Here is a 15,602-nt window from a genome sequence, read left to right as displayed (position 1 = left end):
CGCGACGGGCGCTGGTGGCCCTACCGCAAGGAGCGGGGCCGCTGGGCTCCGGCCGGACCCGCCGCGTCCGACCCGGCGACCGCGCTGGCGACGGCTCTGGGCGCCGCCGAGGACTAGGGCCTGTGTGGGGGTCCCCCCGGCCGAAGGCTGGGGGGAGGATCAGGTCGCGGTCCAGGTGGCCCACGCCGTTGTGTGCCGGTGAGCGGGCTCACCCGACCACAACCTCCCCGGAGAGAACGCCCAGGCCCGAGGGGGCCGGAAGAAACGACCGGCATGGAGTAGTCCGACGGGACGAACGGCGCGCGAAGGGTGATCGTGGGTGAACCTCCCTTCATCAAGGGAGGCACTCTTCCGCCGGGGGGCGACCAGAAGGCGCAGGCTCATGGCGACTTTGTGCAGACCCGCCGTCTCCGTACCGGAGCATGTGATCACCATGGAGGAGACACTCGCTCTGGCACGCTCCCACCATGCCGATCACCCCCAACTCCCGCTGGCACTGCGCCTGATCGAGAACACCGGCGTGCGCACGCGGCACATCGTGCAGCCCATCGAGGAGACGCTCAAGCACCCGGGGTTCGCGGAGCGCAACGCGCTCTACGAGGCGGAGGCCAAGGCCCGGGTGCCGGCCGTGGTGCGGCGCGCCCTGGACGACGCGGAACTGCGCGCCGCGGACATCGACGTGATCATCTACGTGTCGTGCACCGGCTTCATGATGCCGTCGCTCACGGCGTGGCTGATCAACGAGATGGACTTCTCCAGTGACACCCGCCAGATACCGATAGCGCAGCTCGGCTGCGCCGCGGGCGGGGCGGCGGTGAACCGGGCGCACGACTTCTGTACCGCCTATCCCGAGGCGAACGCGCTGATCGTGGCCTGCGAGTTCTGCTCGCTGTGCTACCAGCCGACCGACCTGGGCGTCGGCTCGCTCCTGTCGAACGGCCTCTTCGGCGACGGCGTCGCCGCCGCGGTGGTGCGCGGCCGGGGCGGCACCGGCATCACCCTGGAGCGCAACGGCTCGTACCTCATCCCGAAGACCGAGGACTGGATCGCGTACGACATCCGGGCCACGGGGTTCCACTTCATGCTCGACAAGCGGGTGCCGACCACCATGGAGCCCCTCGCGCCGGCTCTCCAGCAGCTGGCCGGGCTGCACGGCTGGAACGCTTCGGAGCTGGACTTCTACATAATCCACGCGGGCGGCCCCCGCATCCTGGACGACCTCAGCAAGTTCCTGCAGGTCCCCCCGGAAGCCTTCCGGTTCAGCAGGGCCACGCTCACGGAGTACGGCAACATCGCGAGCGCCGTCGTGCTCGACGCGCTGCGCCGGCTGTTCGACGAGGGCGGGCCGCACGACACGGCGCGCGGGCTGCTCGCCGGTTTCGGCCCCGGCATCACCGCGGAGATGTCCCTGGGGCGCTGGAGTCGCCATGACCGCCCCTCAGCGCTCGCGGAGGCCGTCGTATGACCGAGGACACCACCACACGGCCGCCGGTCCGCCAGTGGCCCGCCCTGGACCTCCACGGCGTCGACTTCGACCCGGTCCTGTCCCGCCTGATGGCCGAGGGACCGGTGACCCGCATCCAGTTGCCCAACGGCGAGGGCTGGGCCTGGCTGGTGACACGCCACGAGGACGTCCGCACGGTGACCAACGACTCGCGGTTCAGCCGCGAGGCGGTCGTCGGCCGTCAAGTCACCCGCCTGGCGCCGCACTTCATCCCTCAGGCGGGGGCGGTCGGCTTCGCCGATCCGCCCGACCACACGCGTCTGCGCCGTTCCGTCGCGGCGGCGTTCACCGCGCGCGGTGTCGAGCGGCTGCGCGCGAACGCGCAGGACATGCTCGACGAGTTGGTGACGGGCATGCTCCGCGACGGCCCGCCCGCCGACCTCACGGAGCGGCTCCTCGCGCCGTTCCCCATCGCCGTGATCTGCGAGTTGATGGGCGTGCCGGCGGCCGACCGGCACCTGATGCACACCTGGACGCAGCTCATCCTGTCGTCGGCGCACGGCGTCGAGGCCAGTGAGCGCGCCAAGAACGAGATGTCGGCGTACTTCGCGCGTCTGATCCGCTCGCGCGACGACGGCACGGGCGACGACGTGACCTCCTTGTTGGGCACGGCCGTGGGCGCGGGGGAACTGACGCAGGACGAGGCGGTCGGTCTGGCGGTGCTCGTCCAGATCGGCGGCGAGGCCGTCACCAACAACTGCGGCAACATGGCGTACATCCTGCTCACCCGCCCCGACCTCGCCGAGCGGCTGCGCGCCGAGCCCGCCCTGCGCCCGCAGGCCATCGACGAACTGCTGCGCTACATCCCCCACCGCAGCGCCGTCGGCCTCTCCCGCATCGCCATGGAGGACGTCGACGTCGCGGGTGTGCGGATCAGCGAGGGCGACGCCGTCTACGTGTCGTACCTCGCGGCCAACCGCGACCCCGACGTCTTCCCCGACCCCGATCGCATCGACTTCGACCGCACCGCGAACCCGCACGTCTCCTTCGGTTTCGGCCCGCACTACTGTGTCGGCGGCATGCTGGCGCGACTCGAGTCCGAATTGCTGGTGGGGGCGCTGCTGGACCGCTTCCAGGACCTGCGCCTCGCCGTTCCCGCCGAGGAGGTGCCCTTCCGCAAGGGGGCGTTGATCCGTGGCCCCGAGGCGATGCCGGTGACCTGGTCGGCGGCCGGATGACCGCGCTCACGCCGCCTGAAGGGCTGCTGGTACCGCCCGGCCACGGCCGCACCGTGCAGACAGCGGCACAACAGGTCACCTTCAAAGTCACGGGCGACCACTCGCGGATCGCGTCGAGCTTCGAGGTCGTGGTACCTCCGGGCTTCGACGTCGGGGCACATGTCCACACAAGAAGCGAGGAGTTGTTCTACGTCCTTGAGGGCGAACTGGACGTCCTCGCCTTCGAGCCGCGCGTGCGCACCGCGGACAACTGGCAGCGCTGGCAGTCCCCTTCGGGGACCAAGGTCGTCCGGGCCACACCCGGAACCGTGATCGTAGTGCCGCCCGGTTGTCCGCACGCGTTCGCCAACCCCACCGACACCCCGGCGAAGATGTTCTTCCAGGCTTCTCCCCCGCCCGATCACGAGCGCTACTTCGAGGCGTTGCTGGAGATCCTCTCCGCGGACGGGCCGCCCGACCACGCGGCGATCGCGGAGCTGCGCACCCGCTACGACATCGAGCAGCTCACCCCCCTGCGTCACGGCCCGTAGCCCGCCACCCTTGCGCACACGGACGAACCCGCGTCCCACGATGAGGAGTTGATGCAGGGTGCTGCTCGAAGGGAAAGTAGCGCTGGTCTACGGGGCCGGAGGAGCCATCGGCGGCGCCGCCGCGCGGGGGTTCGCGAAGGAAGGCGCGCGGGTGTTCCTCGCCGGTCGCTCCCCGGAGCCCGTCGAGCGGACCGCTGCGGCGATCCGGGAGGCCGGCGGGACCGCCGAGGCCTTCCAGGTCGACGCGCTCGACGAGCGGGCCGTACGCGGCTTCGTGGACGCGGTCGCCGACAGGACGGGGCGGATCGACATCTCGTTCAACCTCATCGGCGTCGGCGACGTCCAGAAACCGCTGACCGAGATCACGGTCGAGGAGTTCCTCGCCCCGATCCAGAACACCATGCGCACGCAGTTCCTGACCACGCAGGCCGCGGCCCGCCACATGGCGGCCCGCGGCTCGGGCGTCGTCCTCGCCTTCGGCGGCTCCGGCCCCCAGACACCACCCGGCCTGGGCGGTTTCAAGGTGTCCCTGGACGCGTTGGAAGGCCTGCGCCGGCAGTGGGCGCGCGAGCTGGGCGCCTGCGGCATCCGCGTGGTGACGCTCAAGACGGGCGGCATCCCGGAGAGCCTCCCGGCGGACTTCGCAGGCCGGGAGGAACTCACCGAGATGCTCACCGAACCGACGCTGCTGGGACGCGCGGCGACACTCTCCGACGTGGGCGAGGTCGCCGCGTTCGTGGCCAGCGACCGGGCGCGCACGATGACGTCCGCGACCGTGAACGTCTCCTGCGGCGCCCTGGTCGACTACTGAGGCCGAGGCCCGGTCCGCCGGTCCGGGCCCTACCGGATCGACATCCCGGACAGGGTGCGGGCGATCACCAGGCGCTGGATCTCGCTCGTGCCCTCGAAGATGGTGTAGATCGCCGCGTCACGGTGCATGCGCTCCACGGGGTACTCGCGCGTGAAGCCGTTGCCACCGAGGATCTGGATCGCCTGGGCGGTGACCTTCTTGGCGGTCTCGCTCGCGAACAGCTTCGACATGGAGCCCTCGGCGTTCTCGAACTTCTTGCCGGTGGTCCCCATCCAGGAGGCACGCCACACCAGGAGACGCGAGGCGTCGATCTGAGTGCGCATGTCGGCCAGTTGGAAGGCGACACCCTGGTTGTCGATGATCGGGCGGCCGAACTGCTCGCGCGTCTTCGCGTACTCCAGGGCCTCCTCGTAGGCGGCCCGCGCGGTGCCCACCGCCATGGCGCCGACCGCCGGACGCGACGCCTCGAAGGTCGCCATGGCCGCGTTCTTCACGCGCTCGCCGCCCTTCTTGGCCTTCTCACGCGCGCGGGCGAGACGCTCGTCCAGCTTGTCCTTGCCGCCGAGCAGGCAGGAGCCGGGCACCCGGACGTTCTCGAGCACGACTTCGGCGGTGTGCGAGGCACGGATGCCGTGCTTCTTGAACTTCTGCCCCTGGGACAGGCCGGGGGTGTTCGGCGGCACGATGAAGGAGGCGTGCCCCTTGGAGCCGAGCTCGGGGTCGATCGAGGCGACGACCACGTGGACGTTCGCGATGCCGCCGTTCGTCGCCCACGTCTTGGTGCCGTTCAGGACCCACTCGTCCTTGGCCTCGTCGTAGACGGCCCGCGTGCGCATGGAGGCGACGTCGGAACCCGCGTCCGGCTCCGAGGAGCAGAAGGCGGCCACCTTCACGTCGTTCACGTCGCCGTACATCTGGGGGATCCAGGTGCCGATCTGCTCCTCGGTGCCGTTGGCGAGGACGCCGACCGCGGCGAGGCCCGTGCCCACGATCGACAGGGCGATGCCGGCGTCGCCCCAGAAGAGCTCCTCCATGGTCATCGGGATGCCGAGCCCGGTCGGGTCGAAGAACTGCTGCGCATAGAAGTCGAGGGAGTAGATTCCGAGCTTGGACGCTTCCTGGATGACCGGCCAAGGGGTCTCTTCGCGCTCGTCCCACTCGGCGGCCGCGGGGCGGATCACATCGGCGGCGAAGCCGTGAAGCCAGTCACGGACTTCCTTCTGCTCGTCGTTGAGATCCATTGTGAACTCGGCCATGACCCCTCCAGGACTGCGTACACTGCATATGTTACTTGCGGTAACGAGAGTCTGTTACTAGCCAGTAGCCCATGTCAACCTCCGAGTACGCGTTCGATACCGCACGCCCGTCGGGTGTTACCTTTCGCGGTGCGTCAAGCAATCGCACGGGCGGGGAGATCCTCATGGTGACCACACAGCGGACCGATCAGCGCGCGGATCAGCAGTCCGCCGCCGAGCGTCGGCGGCGCGAGCTGCTCGAGGCCGCGGACCGCGTGGTGCTCCGGGACGGCCCGGGTGCGTCGATGAACGCGATCGCCGCCGAGGCCGGTATCACCAAGCCGATCCTCTACCGCCACTTCGGCGACAAAGGCGGCCTCTACGCGGCCCTCGCCACGCGCCACACGGACGCCCTGCTCTCCTCGCTCAGGGCCGCCCTCGACGCCCCGGCGGAGCGCCGGGAACGCGTGGAGTCGACGCTCGACACCTACTTGGCGGCGATCGAGGCCAGGCCCCAGGTCTACCGGTTCCTGATGCATCCGGCGGAGGCCTCCTCCGGCGACTCCGGATTCGACGTGGGGCGGCACTCCGCTCCCCTGCTGCGACGCATGGGCGAGGAGCTCGCCGAAGTCATAGAGGAGCGGGTGGACCTCGGCCCGGGCAGCCAGCAGCTCGCGCGCGTCTGGGGCCACGGGATCGTCGGGATGATGCACGCCGCCGGCGACTGGTGGCTGGGCGAACGGCCCTGCACCCGGGCCGAGTTGGTGCGAAGCCTCGCGGACCTGCTGTGGGGGCGGCTCGCCGCCGCGGGCGACAAGGCGGGCGGCCCCGGGTTCTGAGAGGTCCCACCGCGCCTGCGGAGACGCGCTTCCCGCAGGAACCCCACCCTACGAAGGAAGTCCGCCCCTAGACGGGGCTTTCCTCGCCCACGGCGCCCGAGCCGCCTGGCGCAGGACCCTGCGGCGGCGCCAGCCCGTGACCCGTTCCGTGTACGTACGGCCCTCCAAGTGGTCGCACTCGTGCTGGAGGCAGCGCGCGAACCACCCCGTGCCGTGCGTCACCACAGGCGCTCCGGTGACGTCGAAGCCCTCCACGCGCGCGTGGTCGAAGCGCGGCGTGCCCGCCTCCAGGCCCGGCAGCGACAGACAGCCCTCCGGGCCACGGATCACCACCCCGTCCGCCTCGACGAGGCGCGGATTGACGAGGTGACCCACGTGGCGCACATCGTCGTCGTCCTCGCAGTCGTAGACGAAGACCGCGAGGGATTCGCCGATCTGGTTCGCCGCGAGGCCGACGCCCTGGGCCGCGTACATCGTGGCGAACATGTCCTCCACCAGGCGCGCGAGCGACGGGCCGAAGTCCGTGACGTCCGCACAGGGTTGGTGCAGCACGGGGTCGCCGAGCAGGGTCAGGGGCCGTACGCGCCCGAAGGCGCCCGGGATCGAGCCGTGTCGCATGGCGGTAAGGGTACGGTCCGACGAGCACCCCGATCCGCTGGTGGTGCCGCGGTTCGGGCTTGTCGGTGACTCTCGATAGGCTGAGGCCGGAAAGCGATGCCCGGGGCAGGCGCGGCGCCGTACGCAAGGAGGACCCAAGAAGATGTCAGGCAACTCGGAGTCGCTGACTCCGCGGGCCAAGCTGGCCGTGACGGCCGGCAAGGCCGCGGCCGCGGTGTCGCGTGCCGCGGGCCGCGGCAGCGGATCGGTGATCGGCGGCAAGGTCGCGCTCAGGCTCGACCCCGAGCTGCTCGGACGGCTCGCCCAGCACCTGGACGTGATCCTCGTCTCGGCCACGAACGGCAAGACGACCACGACCCGGCTGATCGCCGAGGCCCTGCGCGCCAGCGGCCCGGTCGTCTCGAACGCGCTGGGCGCGAACATGCCGGCCGGCATCACCTCCGCCCTGGCCGGCGGTTCGGACGCGAAGTTCGGTGTCATCGAGGTCGACGAGAAGTACCTCGCCGGCGTCGCCCGCGACACCTCCCCGAAGGCGATCGCGCTGCTCAACCTGTCGCGCGACCAGCTCGACCGCGCCGCGGAGACCCGCATGCTCGCCGAGAAGTGGCGCGAGGGCCTGGCCGGTTCGAAGGCCATCGTGATCGCGAACGCGGACGACCCGCTGGTCGTCTGGGCCGCTTCCTCCTCGCCGAACGTGGTGTGGGTCGCCGCGGGCCAGGAGTGGAAGGACGACGCCTGGTCCTGCCCGGCGTGCGGCGGCGTGATGCAGCGCCCCGGCGACGACTGGTTCTGCGGCGAGTGCGGCTTCCGGCGCCCCACCGCGAGCTGGGCGCTGCAGGGCGACTACGTCCTGGACCCGCACGGCTCCGCCTGGCCGATCCACCTCCAGCTCCCCGGCCGTGCCAACAAGGCGAACGCGGCCTCGTCGGCCGCCGTCGCCGCCTGCTTCGGCGTGCCGCCGCAGGTCGCCCTGGAGCGCATGTACCAGGTGCAGGCCGTGGCCGGCCGCTACGACGTCGTGCAGTTCCAGAACCGGGACCTACGCCTGCTGCTCGCGAAGAACCCGGCGGGCTGGCTCGAAACGTTCACTCTGATCGACCCGCCGCCGACCCCGGTGATCCTCTCGGTGAACGCGCGCGGCGCCGACGGCACCGACACCTCCTGGCTGTGGGACGTCGACTACACCCGCCTCGCGGGCCACCCGATCTGCGTGATCGGCGACCGCAAGCTCGACCTCGCGGTCCGCCTCGAGGTCGCCGGCCTGGACTTCCGGGTCTGCGAGACGCTCGACGAGGCAGTGCAGATGTGCCCGCCCGGACGGATCGAGCTGATCGCCAACTACACCGCGTTCCAGGACGTCCGCCGCCGCGTGGGCAACTGACCCGGGCCCGGAAGAGAGCCAGCGAAGGATCATGAGCATGAGCGACAACAGCCTGCGTCTCGTGTGGGTCTACCCCGACCTGCTCAGCACGTACGGGGACCAGGGCAACGCCCTCGTGGTGGAGCGCCGCGCCCACCAGCGCCGCCTCCAGGTCGAGCGCTACGACGTGCGCAGCGACCAGCCGGTGCCCACGTCCGGCGACATCTACCTGATCGGGGGCGGCGAGGACCGGCCGCAGCGCCTCGCGGCCGAGCGGCTGCGCCGCGACGGCGGCCTGCAGCGCGCGGTGGGCAACGGCGCCATCGTCTTCTCGGTGTGCGCCGGGTACCAGATCCTGGGCCACGAGTTCGTCAACGACCTCGGTGAGCGCGAGCAGGGCCTCGGACTGCTCGACGTCATCTCCACGCGCGGCGAGGGCGAGCGGTGCGTCGGCGACGTACTGGGCGACATCGACCCGCAGTTGGGCCTGCCGCCGCTGACCGGGTTCGAGAACCACCAGGGCATCACGCACCTCGGCCCGTCGGCACGGGCCTTCGCCCGCACCCGGATCGGCCGGGGCAACGGCACGGGCGACGGCACCGAAGGCGCCTTCAACGACACGGTGTTCGGTACGTACATGCACGGGCCCGTGCTGGCGCGCAATCCGCTGATCGCGGATCTGCTGCTGAAGCTGGCGCTCGACGTGAACGCGCTTCCTCCGGTGGACGACCGCTGGTACGAAGCGCTCCGCAACGAGCGGATCGCGGCTGCCACCGCGCAGCCCGCCTGAGCGCAGGGACACGGCCCCGCGGCACCCCTTCGGGGCGCTCTCGCGCCCATATGAGCGGCGGCGTCCACCTGTCGGACGGCATGTGCGGGCAGGCCCCCGGGCGCCGATAAGGTACGGGGAATCCAGCCGGACGACGCGGTCCGGCCGTCTGCCCACGTTCGCAAAGGTAATCCGGGCTTATGCGTATTGGTGTCCTCACCTCCGGCGGTGACTGTCCCGGTCTCAACGCCGTGATCCGTTCGGTCGTGCACCGTGCCGTCGTCGACCACGGCGACGAGGTCATCGGCTTCCACGACGGGTGGAAGGGCCTGCTCGAGTGCGACTACCGCAAGCTGGACCTGGACGCGGTGGGCGGCATCCTCGCCCGCGGCGGCACCATCCTCGGCTCCTCCCGGGTACAGCCCGCGCACCTGCGGGACGGCGTGGAGCGGGCCAAGGGGCACGTCGCGGACCTCGGCCTCGACGCGATCATCCCGATCGGCGGTGAAGGCACCCTCAAGGCGGCCCGGCTGCTGTCGGACGCGGGCCTGCCGATCGTCGGCGTACCGAAGACCATCGACAACGACATCGCTGTCACCGACGTGACGTTCGGCTTCGACACGGCCGTCGGCGTCGCCACCGAGGCGCTCGACCGGCTGAAGACGACCGCCGAATCGCACCAGCGGGTGCTCATCGTCGAGGTCATGGGGCGGCACACCGGCTGGATCGCGCTGCACTCCGGCATGGCCGCGGGCGCGCACGCGGTCGTCGTGCCGGAGCGCCCCTTCGACATCGAGGAACTGACCAAGAAGGTCGGCGAGCGGTTCGAGGCGGGCAAGAAGTTCGCGATCGTCGTCGTCGCCGAGGGGGCCAAGCCCCGGGCCGGTTCGATGGAGTACGACGAGGGCGGCAAGGACGTCTACGGCCACGAGCGCTTCGCCGGCATCGCGCGCCAGCTCTCCATCGAGCTGGAGCAGCGGCTCGGCAAGGAGGCGCGTCCGGTGATCCTCGGCCACGTGCAGCGCGGCGGCACCCCCACCGCGTACGACCGTGTGCTGGCCACGCGGTTCGGCTGGCATGCCGTGGAGGCCGTGCACCGCGGCGAGTTCGGGAGGATGACCGCGCTGCGCGGCACCGACATCGTGATGGTGCCGCTCGCCGAAGCCGTCGAGACGCTCAAGACGGTGCCCGCGGAGCGCTACGCCGAGGCGGAGTGCGTGCTCTGACCGGAGCGCCCCCGCTCCCCCGGATGTCGATTTCGCTGTGAAGGGAACTGCCCCCGGCCGCAACCGCGGCCGGGGGCAGTTCTAGTCTGGGTGCGCACAATCCGTACGAAACAAGCAACAGGAGCCGGCGGATGGATCACAGCGGGCACGGCATGAACATGGATCTTCCGCCGTTCACGCTGGGGCGCGGCCTGGAATGGTCGGCGGACCCCTTCTTCCTCGTCGGCTGTCTTGTCGCCCTTGCCCTGTACGGCTGGGGAGTCGTGCGGCTGATGCGGCGCGGGGACGCGTGGCCGGTGGGCCGGACCGTGTCGTTCGTGGTCGGCGTGCTGACCATCGGCCTGGTGATGTGCACCAAGCTCAACGACTACGGCATGGTCATGTTCAGCGTGCACATGGTGCAGCACATGGTCATCAGCATGCTGTCGCCGATCCTGCTGCTCATGGGTGCCCCGTTCACGCTCGCGCTGCGGGCGCTGCCGGTGGCGTCGCAGCGCGGCAAGAAGGGGCCCCGCGAACTGCTGCTGATGCTGCTGCACAGCCGCTATATGCGGATCATCACGCATCCCGCGTTCACCATCCCCCTCTTCATCGCGAGCCTGTACGCGCTCTACTTCACGCCGCTGTTCGACTTCCTGATGGGGTCGAAGGTCGGTCACATCGGCATGATGGTGCACTTCCTCGCGGTGGGCGTGGTGTTCTTCTGGCCGATCATGGGGGTGGACCCGGGGCCGCACCGTCCCGGCTACGTGATGCGGATGCTGGAGCTGTTCGCGGGCATGCCGTTCCACGCCTTCTTCGGCATCGCACTGATGATGGCGAGCACGTCGATGGTCTCCACGTTCGACAACCCGCCGGCCTCCCTCGGGATCGATCCGCTCTCCGACCAGACGGCGGCGGGCGGCATCGCGTGGGCCTTCAGCGAGGTGCCGTCGGTGCTCGTGCTGCTGGCCCTGCTCTTCCAGTGGAAGAAGTCGGAGGACCGGCAGGCCCGCCGCAAGGACCGCGCCGCGGACCGGGACGGCGACAAGGAGCTGGCGGAGTACAACGCCTATCTGGCCTCGCTGAACGCGCGCGGGCAGTAGCGCCACCGCCCCCTCTCGGGTGACTATGGCCTCCTGGCCGTGGCTCGGGCGCCGCACATCGCCGTGCGCCGTCGGGGCTGCCGGGAGGAGGGTGCCTGATGCCCGGATCCACGAAGACGATGGGTGTGTTCACCGTCGGCGGTCTGGTGGCCGTGACGGCCTACACCGTGGCGCTCGGCAGCAACGGCTGGCTGTGGTTCGGCTGGGTCGTGCTCGGCCTGCTCACGGTGGCGATGGTGGCCTCGCGCGGCGCCTGAGCCGGTGGGCGCGGCCCCGGGCGGCCGCGACGAGGGCCGGGAACGCGGCTGCGGCGCCTACGACGACCGCATGCGGAAGCCTCCAGGGGACGGGCATCGGGGACGGCACCAGGGCGCCCTTCGCGAGGCCGCCACGAAGCGGACGCGCGGCGCGCGGGCCGGACGCGGCCCGATCGGACTCTCGCGTACGAGCGGCCGATTGACTACTGTGCGCGAGCGGCCGCATCTGTGCTGCTGATGCGGTTCAGGGGCTCCACGCGCTTCATGGGGGAAGGCGACCTGCATGTTCTACCGACTGCTCAAGTACGTGATCCTCGGGCCGCTGCTGCGGGTGATGTTCCGACCCCGCATCGAGGGGCTGGAGCACATTCCGGAGTCCGGCGCGGCGATCATCGCGGGTAATCACCTGTCGTTCTCCGATCACTTCCTGATGCCGGCGATCATCAAGCGGCGGATCACGTTCCTGGCGAAGGCCGAGTACTTCACCGGTCCCGGCATCAGGGGCCGGCTGACCGCCGCCTTCTTCCGCAGCGCGGGCCAGATCCCGGTCGACCGGTCGGGCAAGGAGGCGGGGCAGGCCGCGATCCGCGAGGGGCTCGGGGTGCTGCGCCGCGCCGAGCTGCTCGGCATCTATCCGGAGGGCACGCGGTCGCACGACGGGCGGCTCTACAAGGGCAAGGTCGGTGTCGCCGCGATGGCGCTGAAGGCGCAGGTGCCGGTGATCCCGTGCGCGATGATCGGCACCTTCGAGGCGCAGCCGCCGGGGCAGAAGATCCCGAACATGCGGCGGGTCACCATCCGCTTCGGCGCGCCGATGGAGTTCTCGCGGTACGCGGGCATGGACGGCGAGAAGGCGATCCTGCGCGCCGTCACCGACGAGATCATGTACGCGATCCTCGAACTGTCCGGGCAGGAGTACGTCGACAAGTACGCGGCGCTCGTGAAGGCCGAGGCCGAGGAGGCGAAGGCGCGGAGGTTCCCGCGGCTGCCGCTGAGCTGAGCCGCTCTGCGGTGAGCAGAATCCCTGTCGCGGCGCGGCGTGATCGACATACGGTCCCGGTCATGAAGACAGCTTTGGTGATCGGGGCGGCAGGGCAGATCGGGAGACCCACGGTGCGGGCGCTCGCGCAGGACGGCTGGGCGGTGACGGCCGCGTCGCGAGGAGGCAGCCGGGACGCGGCGTGGCCCGAAGAGGTCCGATCGGTACGCCTGGACCGGGAGGACGACGAGGCGCTCGCGGCGCTGGTCGGCGACGACGTCGACCTCGTCGTGGACCTGGTGGCGTTCACCAGGGACCACGGGCAGCAGCTCGTGCGGCTCGCCGACCGGATAGGTTCGGCGGTCGTGATCTCCAGTGTCGCCGTGTACGAGGACGAGCGGGGCCGCAGTTTCGACACGCAGGAGGAGCCGGACGGAGAGCCCCGGTTCCCGCTGCCGGTGCCGGAGACCTGCGGGACGGTCGCGGCGGGGGACGCGACGTACGGGACGCGCAAGGTGCAGCTGGAGCAGGATCTGCTGGCGCTCGGCGAGAAGTTGCCGACGACGCTGATCCGGGCCGGTGCGGTGTACGGCCCGCACTGCCGGACGCCGCGCGAGCTCTACTTCGTGAAGCGGAACCTCGACGGGCGGCGCACGCGCGTGCTCGCGTACGAGGGCAAGAGCATCCTCCACCCGACGAGCGTGGCCAACCTGGCGGAGCTGGTGCGGCTGGCGGCGGCGCGGCCCGGCTCACGGGTGCTCAACGGCTGCGACCCCGACTCCCCCACGGTGGCCGAGATCGGCGCCATGATCGACGCGCTGATGGGCGTGGAGACGCGCACGGTGCTCGTCGAGGGGCCTCCCCCCGCGCCGACGGTCGGGGACACACCGTGGACGCTGCCGCACCCGGTGGTCGCCGACATGTCCGCCGCGGAGCGGGAGCTCGGGTACCGGCCCGTGACGACGTACGCCGACGCGCTGCCGGAGACGGTCCGCTGGCTGACCGAGCGGCTGCGCGAGCAGGACTGGGTGGACGGCTTCCCGAAGATGGTGGCCTCGTACACGACCGGGCTCTTCGACTACGCGGCCGAGGACGCCTGGCTCGCGAGCCGGGGGTGAACGGCAGGACATGAACGGGCCCGGCCCTCGCATCGACTGCGAGGGCCGGGCCCGTTCGGGTGCGCTCAGGAAGACGTCACGGCTTGGGGGTGGCGTGCGGGGTGCACGTCACGTCCTTGCGGTCGGTCCTGCCGGTGAGCAGGTAGGTGTCGACACGGTCGTTGATGCAGGGGTTGACCAGACCGGTGACACCGTGGGAGCCCGCGTCCTTCTCGGTGATCAGGCGCGAGCCCTTGAAGCGCTTGTGCAGCTCGACGGCGCCCTCGTACGGGGTGGCGGCGTCACGCGTGGACTGCACGATCAGGACCGACGGCAGACCCTTGCCGGTCTTGACCTCGATCGGCGTCTGCTGCTTCGTCGGCCACGTGGCGCAGGGCAGGTTCATCCATGCGTTGGCCCACGTCATGAAGGGGTACTTCTTGTTGAGCTCGGTGTTGTCGCGGTCCCACTTCTTCCAGCTGGTGGGCCACTTGGCGTCGGCGCACTCGACGGCCGTGTAGACCGCGTTGCTGTTCTCCGAGGCGATGTTGCCCGCGGTGTCCGACATGTCGGGGGCGGCGGCGTCGACGAGCGCCTGGGTGTCGCCGCCGACGTACTTGCTCCACACCTGGGCGACGGGCACCCACGAGGAGTCGTAGTACGGCGCGCTCTGGAAGAAGGCGATCAGCTCGGCCGGGCCGACGACCCCGCCGATGGGGTTCTTCTTCGCGGCGGCGCGCAGCGTCTCCCACTGCTTTTGCACCGCGGCGCGCGTGGTGCCGAGGTGGAAGGTCGCGTCGTTCTTCGCGACCCAGTCCTGCCAGTCGTTCCAACGGCCCTGGAAGGCGATGTCCTGGTTCAGGTTCGCCTGGTACCAGATGTTGTCCTTGGCCGGGTTCACGACGCTGTCCACGATCATGCGGCGGACGTGGCCCGGGAAGAGCGTGCCGTAGACGGCGCCCAGGTAGGTGCCGTAGGAGACGCCCAGGTAGTTGATCTTCTTCTCGCCGAGGCCAGCGCGGATGACGTCGAGGTCACGCGCGGTGTTCGGCGTCGTCATCTGCGGCAGCATGTCGCCGCTGCGCTCGGCGCAGCCGTCCGCGTACTCCTTGGCGAGCTTGCGCTGGGCGAGCTTGTCCGCCTCGGTGTCGGGCACCGGGTCGGCCTTGGGCGCCTTGACGAACTCCTGCGGGTCGATGCAGGAGATCGGCGCGGAGTGGCCGACGCCGCGGGGGTCGAAGCCGACGAAGTCGTACGCCTTCGAAGTCTTCGTCCACAGCGGGTTCTTGGTGGTCACACGGGTCGGGAAGCGCAGGCCGGAGCCGCCGGGGCCGCCCGGGTTGTAGACGAGGGAGCCCTGTCGCTCGCTCTTGGTGCCCGTGCTGACGGCGCGGTCGACGGCGAGCTTGATCTGCTTGCCGTACGGCTTCGCGTAGTCGAGGGGCACGGTGACCCAGCCGCACTGGATGGGCTTGTCGAGGGCCCAGTCGGCGGGGCAGTCCTTCCAGTCGATGCCCTTCTTCGCGGCCTTGGCCGCGGCGATGGCGGCACCCTTCGCCTCACGGTCCTGGGTGCTGCTGCCGTGGTGGCGCGCGTCGGCGGTGGCCGAGGGGGCGGCGACCGCTCCCGCGATCAGGGCTGCCGCGGCGAACGCGCCCGCGGAACCGATCACCGCCTTCCGGCTGCCGCGGCTCGTCTGTCCAGTCCGTCTCAAGTGAGGCCTCCCGCACGTCGATTCGATCGGTACGTCGATCGGGTTGCCGATCGGTACGCGGATCCTGTCGCGTGGAGGGTCCCTGACAACAGGGACGGCAGACGTTCTTTACCAATCCGATAAACGGGATAACTCGTCCCGGTGAGCGGTCAGGCCAGTTGGCGCAGTGCCGCGTCGAGCGTGCGCCGCAGGCGCAGCGCGTCAGGGGCGACGGCGGTGACCAGCACGGCGGGGCCCGCGAGGGGCGTGAGTGCGGCGGTCCCCTCCGCGTCGAGGACGGCGCCGGAGGGCGGGTCCGTGGCGAACTCCGGTCGTACGACGACGAGTTGGCCCAGTGCCCGGTGTCCGGCCAGGACCGCGGGGCCGTCCCAGCCGCCGGGTGCGCCCGGGCCGCAGGCGA

At 70.6% G+C, this 15,602-nt stretch carries 15 protein-coding genes and 1 pseudogene; 12 read left to right on the top strand and 4 right to left on the bottom strand.

All coding sequences use genetic code 11. The features are described from left to right. Positions 1–382 precede the first annotated feature (382 nt). From G3I40_RS27565 to G3I40_RS27550, 4 genes are read left to right on the top strand one after another with little or no spacing between them, the layout of a single operon-like run. Positions 383–1,465, top strand: a complete 1,083-nt coding sequence (locus G3I40_RS27565) for a type III polyketide synthase (protein ID WP_164305000.1) — start codon at positions 383–385, stop codon at positions 1,463–1,465. Continuing rightward, entirely contained in the window at positions 1,462–2,682 is a 1,221-nt protein-coding gene (locus G3I40_RS27560) for a cytochrome P450 (RefSeq protein WP_164304998.1), read from the top strand. The genes G3I40_RS27565 and G3I40_RS27560 overlap by 4 nt, the downstream gene beginning before the upstream one ends. Continuing rightward, a complete protein-coding gene (locus G3I40_RS27555) occupies positions 2,679–3,212 on the top strand; it encodes a cupin domain-containing protein (RefSeq protein WP_164304996.1) in 534 nt (177 codons plus the stop codon). The genes G3I40_RS27560 and G3I40_RS27555 overlap by 4 nt, the downstream gene beginning before the upstream one ends. A gap of 58 nt (positions 3,213–3,270) precedes the next feature. Next, positions 3,271–4,023: an SDR family oxidoreductase gene (locus G3I40_RS27550; RefSeq protein WP_164304994.1), complete on the top strand. Its 753-nt coding sequence runs from the start codon at positions 3,271–3,273 to the stop codon at positions 4,021–4,023. A gap of 29 nt (positions 4,024–4,052) precedes the next feature. On the opposite strand, the gene G3I40_RS27545 is transcribed toward G3I40_RS27550, so the two are convergent. Further along, complete coding sequence (locus G3I40_RS27545; RefSeq protein WP_164304992.1) at positions 4,053–5,279, bottom strand: acyl-CoA dehydrogenase family protein; 1,227 nt, start codon at positions 5,277–5,279, stop codon at positions 4,053–4,055. Positions 5,280–5,443: 164 nt separating this feature from the next. Here G3I40_RS27545 and G3I40_RS27540 point away from each other — a divergent pair, with 164 nt between their 5' ends. Continuing rightward, positions 5,444–6,097, top strand: a complete 654-nt coding sequence (locus G3I40_RS27540; RefSeq protein ID WP_164304990.1) for a TetR family transcriptional regulator — start codon at positions 5,444–5,446, stop codon at positions 6,095–6,097. Positions 6,098–6,145: 48 nt separating this feature from the next. Here the strand turns inward: G3I40_RS27540 and def are convergent, their stop codons facing one another. Beyond that, complete coding sequence (gene def / locus G3I40_RS27535) at positions 6,146–6,715, bottom strand: peptide deformylase (RefSeq protein WP_164304989.1); 570 nt, start codon at positions 6,713–6,715, stop codon at positions 6,146–6,148. A gap of 142 nt (positions 6,716–6,857) precedes the next feature. Between def and G3I40_RS27530 the strand changes: the two genes are divergently transcribed. From G3I40_RS27530 to G3I40_RS27505, 7 genes are all read left to right on the top strand, one after another. Next, on the top strand, positions 6,858–8,096 hold the full coding sequence (locus tag G3I40_RS27530; protein ID WP_164304987.1) for a MurT ligase domain-containing protein: 1,239 nt from the start codon (positions 6,858–6,860) through the stop codon (positions 8,094–8,096). A gap of 37 nt (positions 8,097–8,133) precedes the next feature. After that, entirely contained in the window at positions 8,134–8,865 is a 732-nt protein-coding gene (locus tag G3I40_RS27525) for a glutamine amidotransferase (protein WP_164304985.1), read from the top strand. A gap of 179 nt (positions 8,866–9,044) precedes the next feature. Continuing rightward, complete coding sequence (locus G3I40_RS27520; protein WP_164304983.1) at positions 9,045–10,070, top strand: 6-phosphofructokinase; 1,026 nt, start codon at positions 9,045–9,047, stop codon at positions 10,068–10,070. 131 nt (positions 10,071–10,201) lie between these two features. After that, entirely contained in the window at positions 10,202–11,155 is a 954-nt protein-coding gene (locus G3I40_RS27515; protein WP_164304982.1) for a cytochrome c oxidase assembly protein, read from the top strand. Positions 11,156–11,253: 98 nt separating this feature from the next. Beyond that, positions 11,254–11,412, top strand: coding sequence for a hypothetical protein (locus G3I40_RS46590; RefSeq protein ID WP_018534171.1), 159 nt, complete (start codon positions 11,254–11,256; stop codon positions 11,410–11,412). 283 nt (positions 11,413–11,695) lie between these two features. Then, positions 11,696–12,412 carry a lysophospholipid acyltransferase family protein gene (locus G3I40_RS27510; protein WP_164304980.1) on the top strand — a complete coding sequence of 239 codons (717 nt, stop codon included), beginning with the start codon at positions 11,696–11,698 and terminating at the stop codon, positions 12,410–12,412. Between the two features lie 62 nt (positions 12,413–12,474). Then, positions 12,475–13,509 (top strand): NAD(P)-dependent oxidoreductase, encoded by a 1,035-nt coding sequence (locus G3I40_RS27505; RefSeq protein WP_239091967.1) that lies wholly within the window; start codon positions 12,475–12,477, stop codon positions 13,507–13,509. A gap of 76 nt (positions 13,510–13,585) precedes the next feature. On the opposite strand, the gene G3I40_RS27500 is transcribed toward G3I40_RS27505, so the two are convergent. Together G3I40_RS27500 and G3I40_RS27495 are read right to left on the bottom strand one after the other, a co-directional pair. Beyond that, the gene (locus G3I40_RS27500) at positions 13,586–15,160 is read right to left on the bottom strand and encodes an alpha/beta hydrolase (protein ID WP_343245028.1); all 1,575 of its coding nucleotides are present in this window, start codon (positions 15,158–15,160) and stop codon (positions 13,586–13,588) included. Positions 15,161–15,351: 191 nt separating this feature from the next. Then, positions 15,352–15,602, bottom strand: a pseudogene (locus tag G3I40_RS27495) (urease accessory protein UreD); the annotation flags it as partial.

It is taken from the genome of Streptomyces sp. SID14478, assembly GCF_010548525.1.
Taxonomy (GTDB): domain Bacteria; phylum Actinomycetota; class Actinomycetes; order Streptomycetales; family Streptomycetaceae; genus Streptomyces.
Note: the sequence above shows the minus strand (reverse complement) of the source record. Positions and strands in the feature narration are given on the sequence as shown.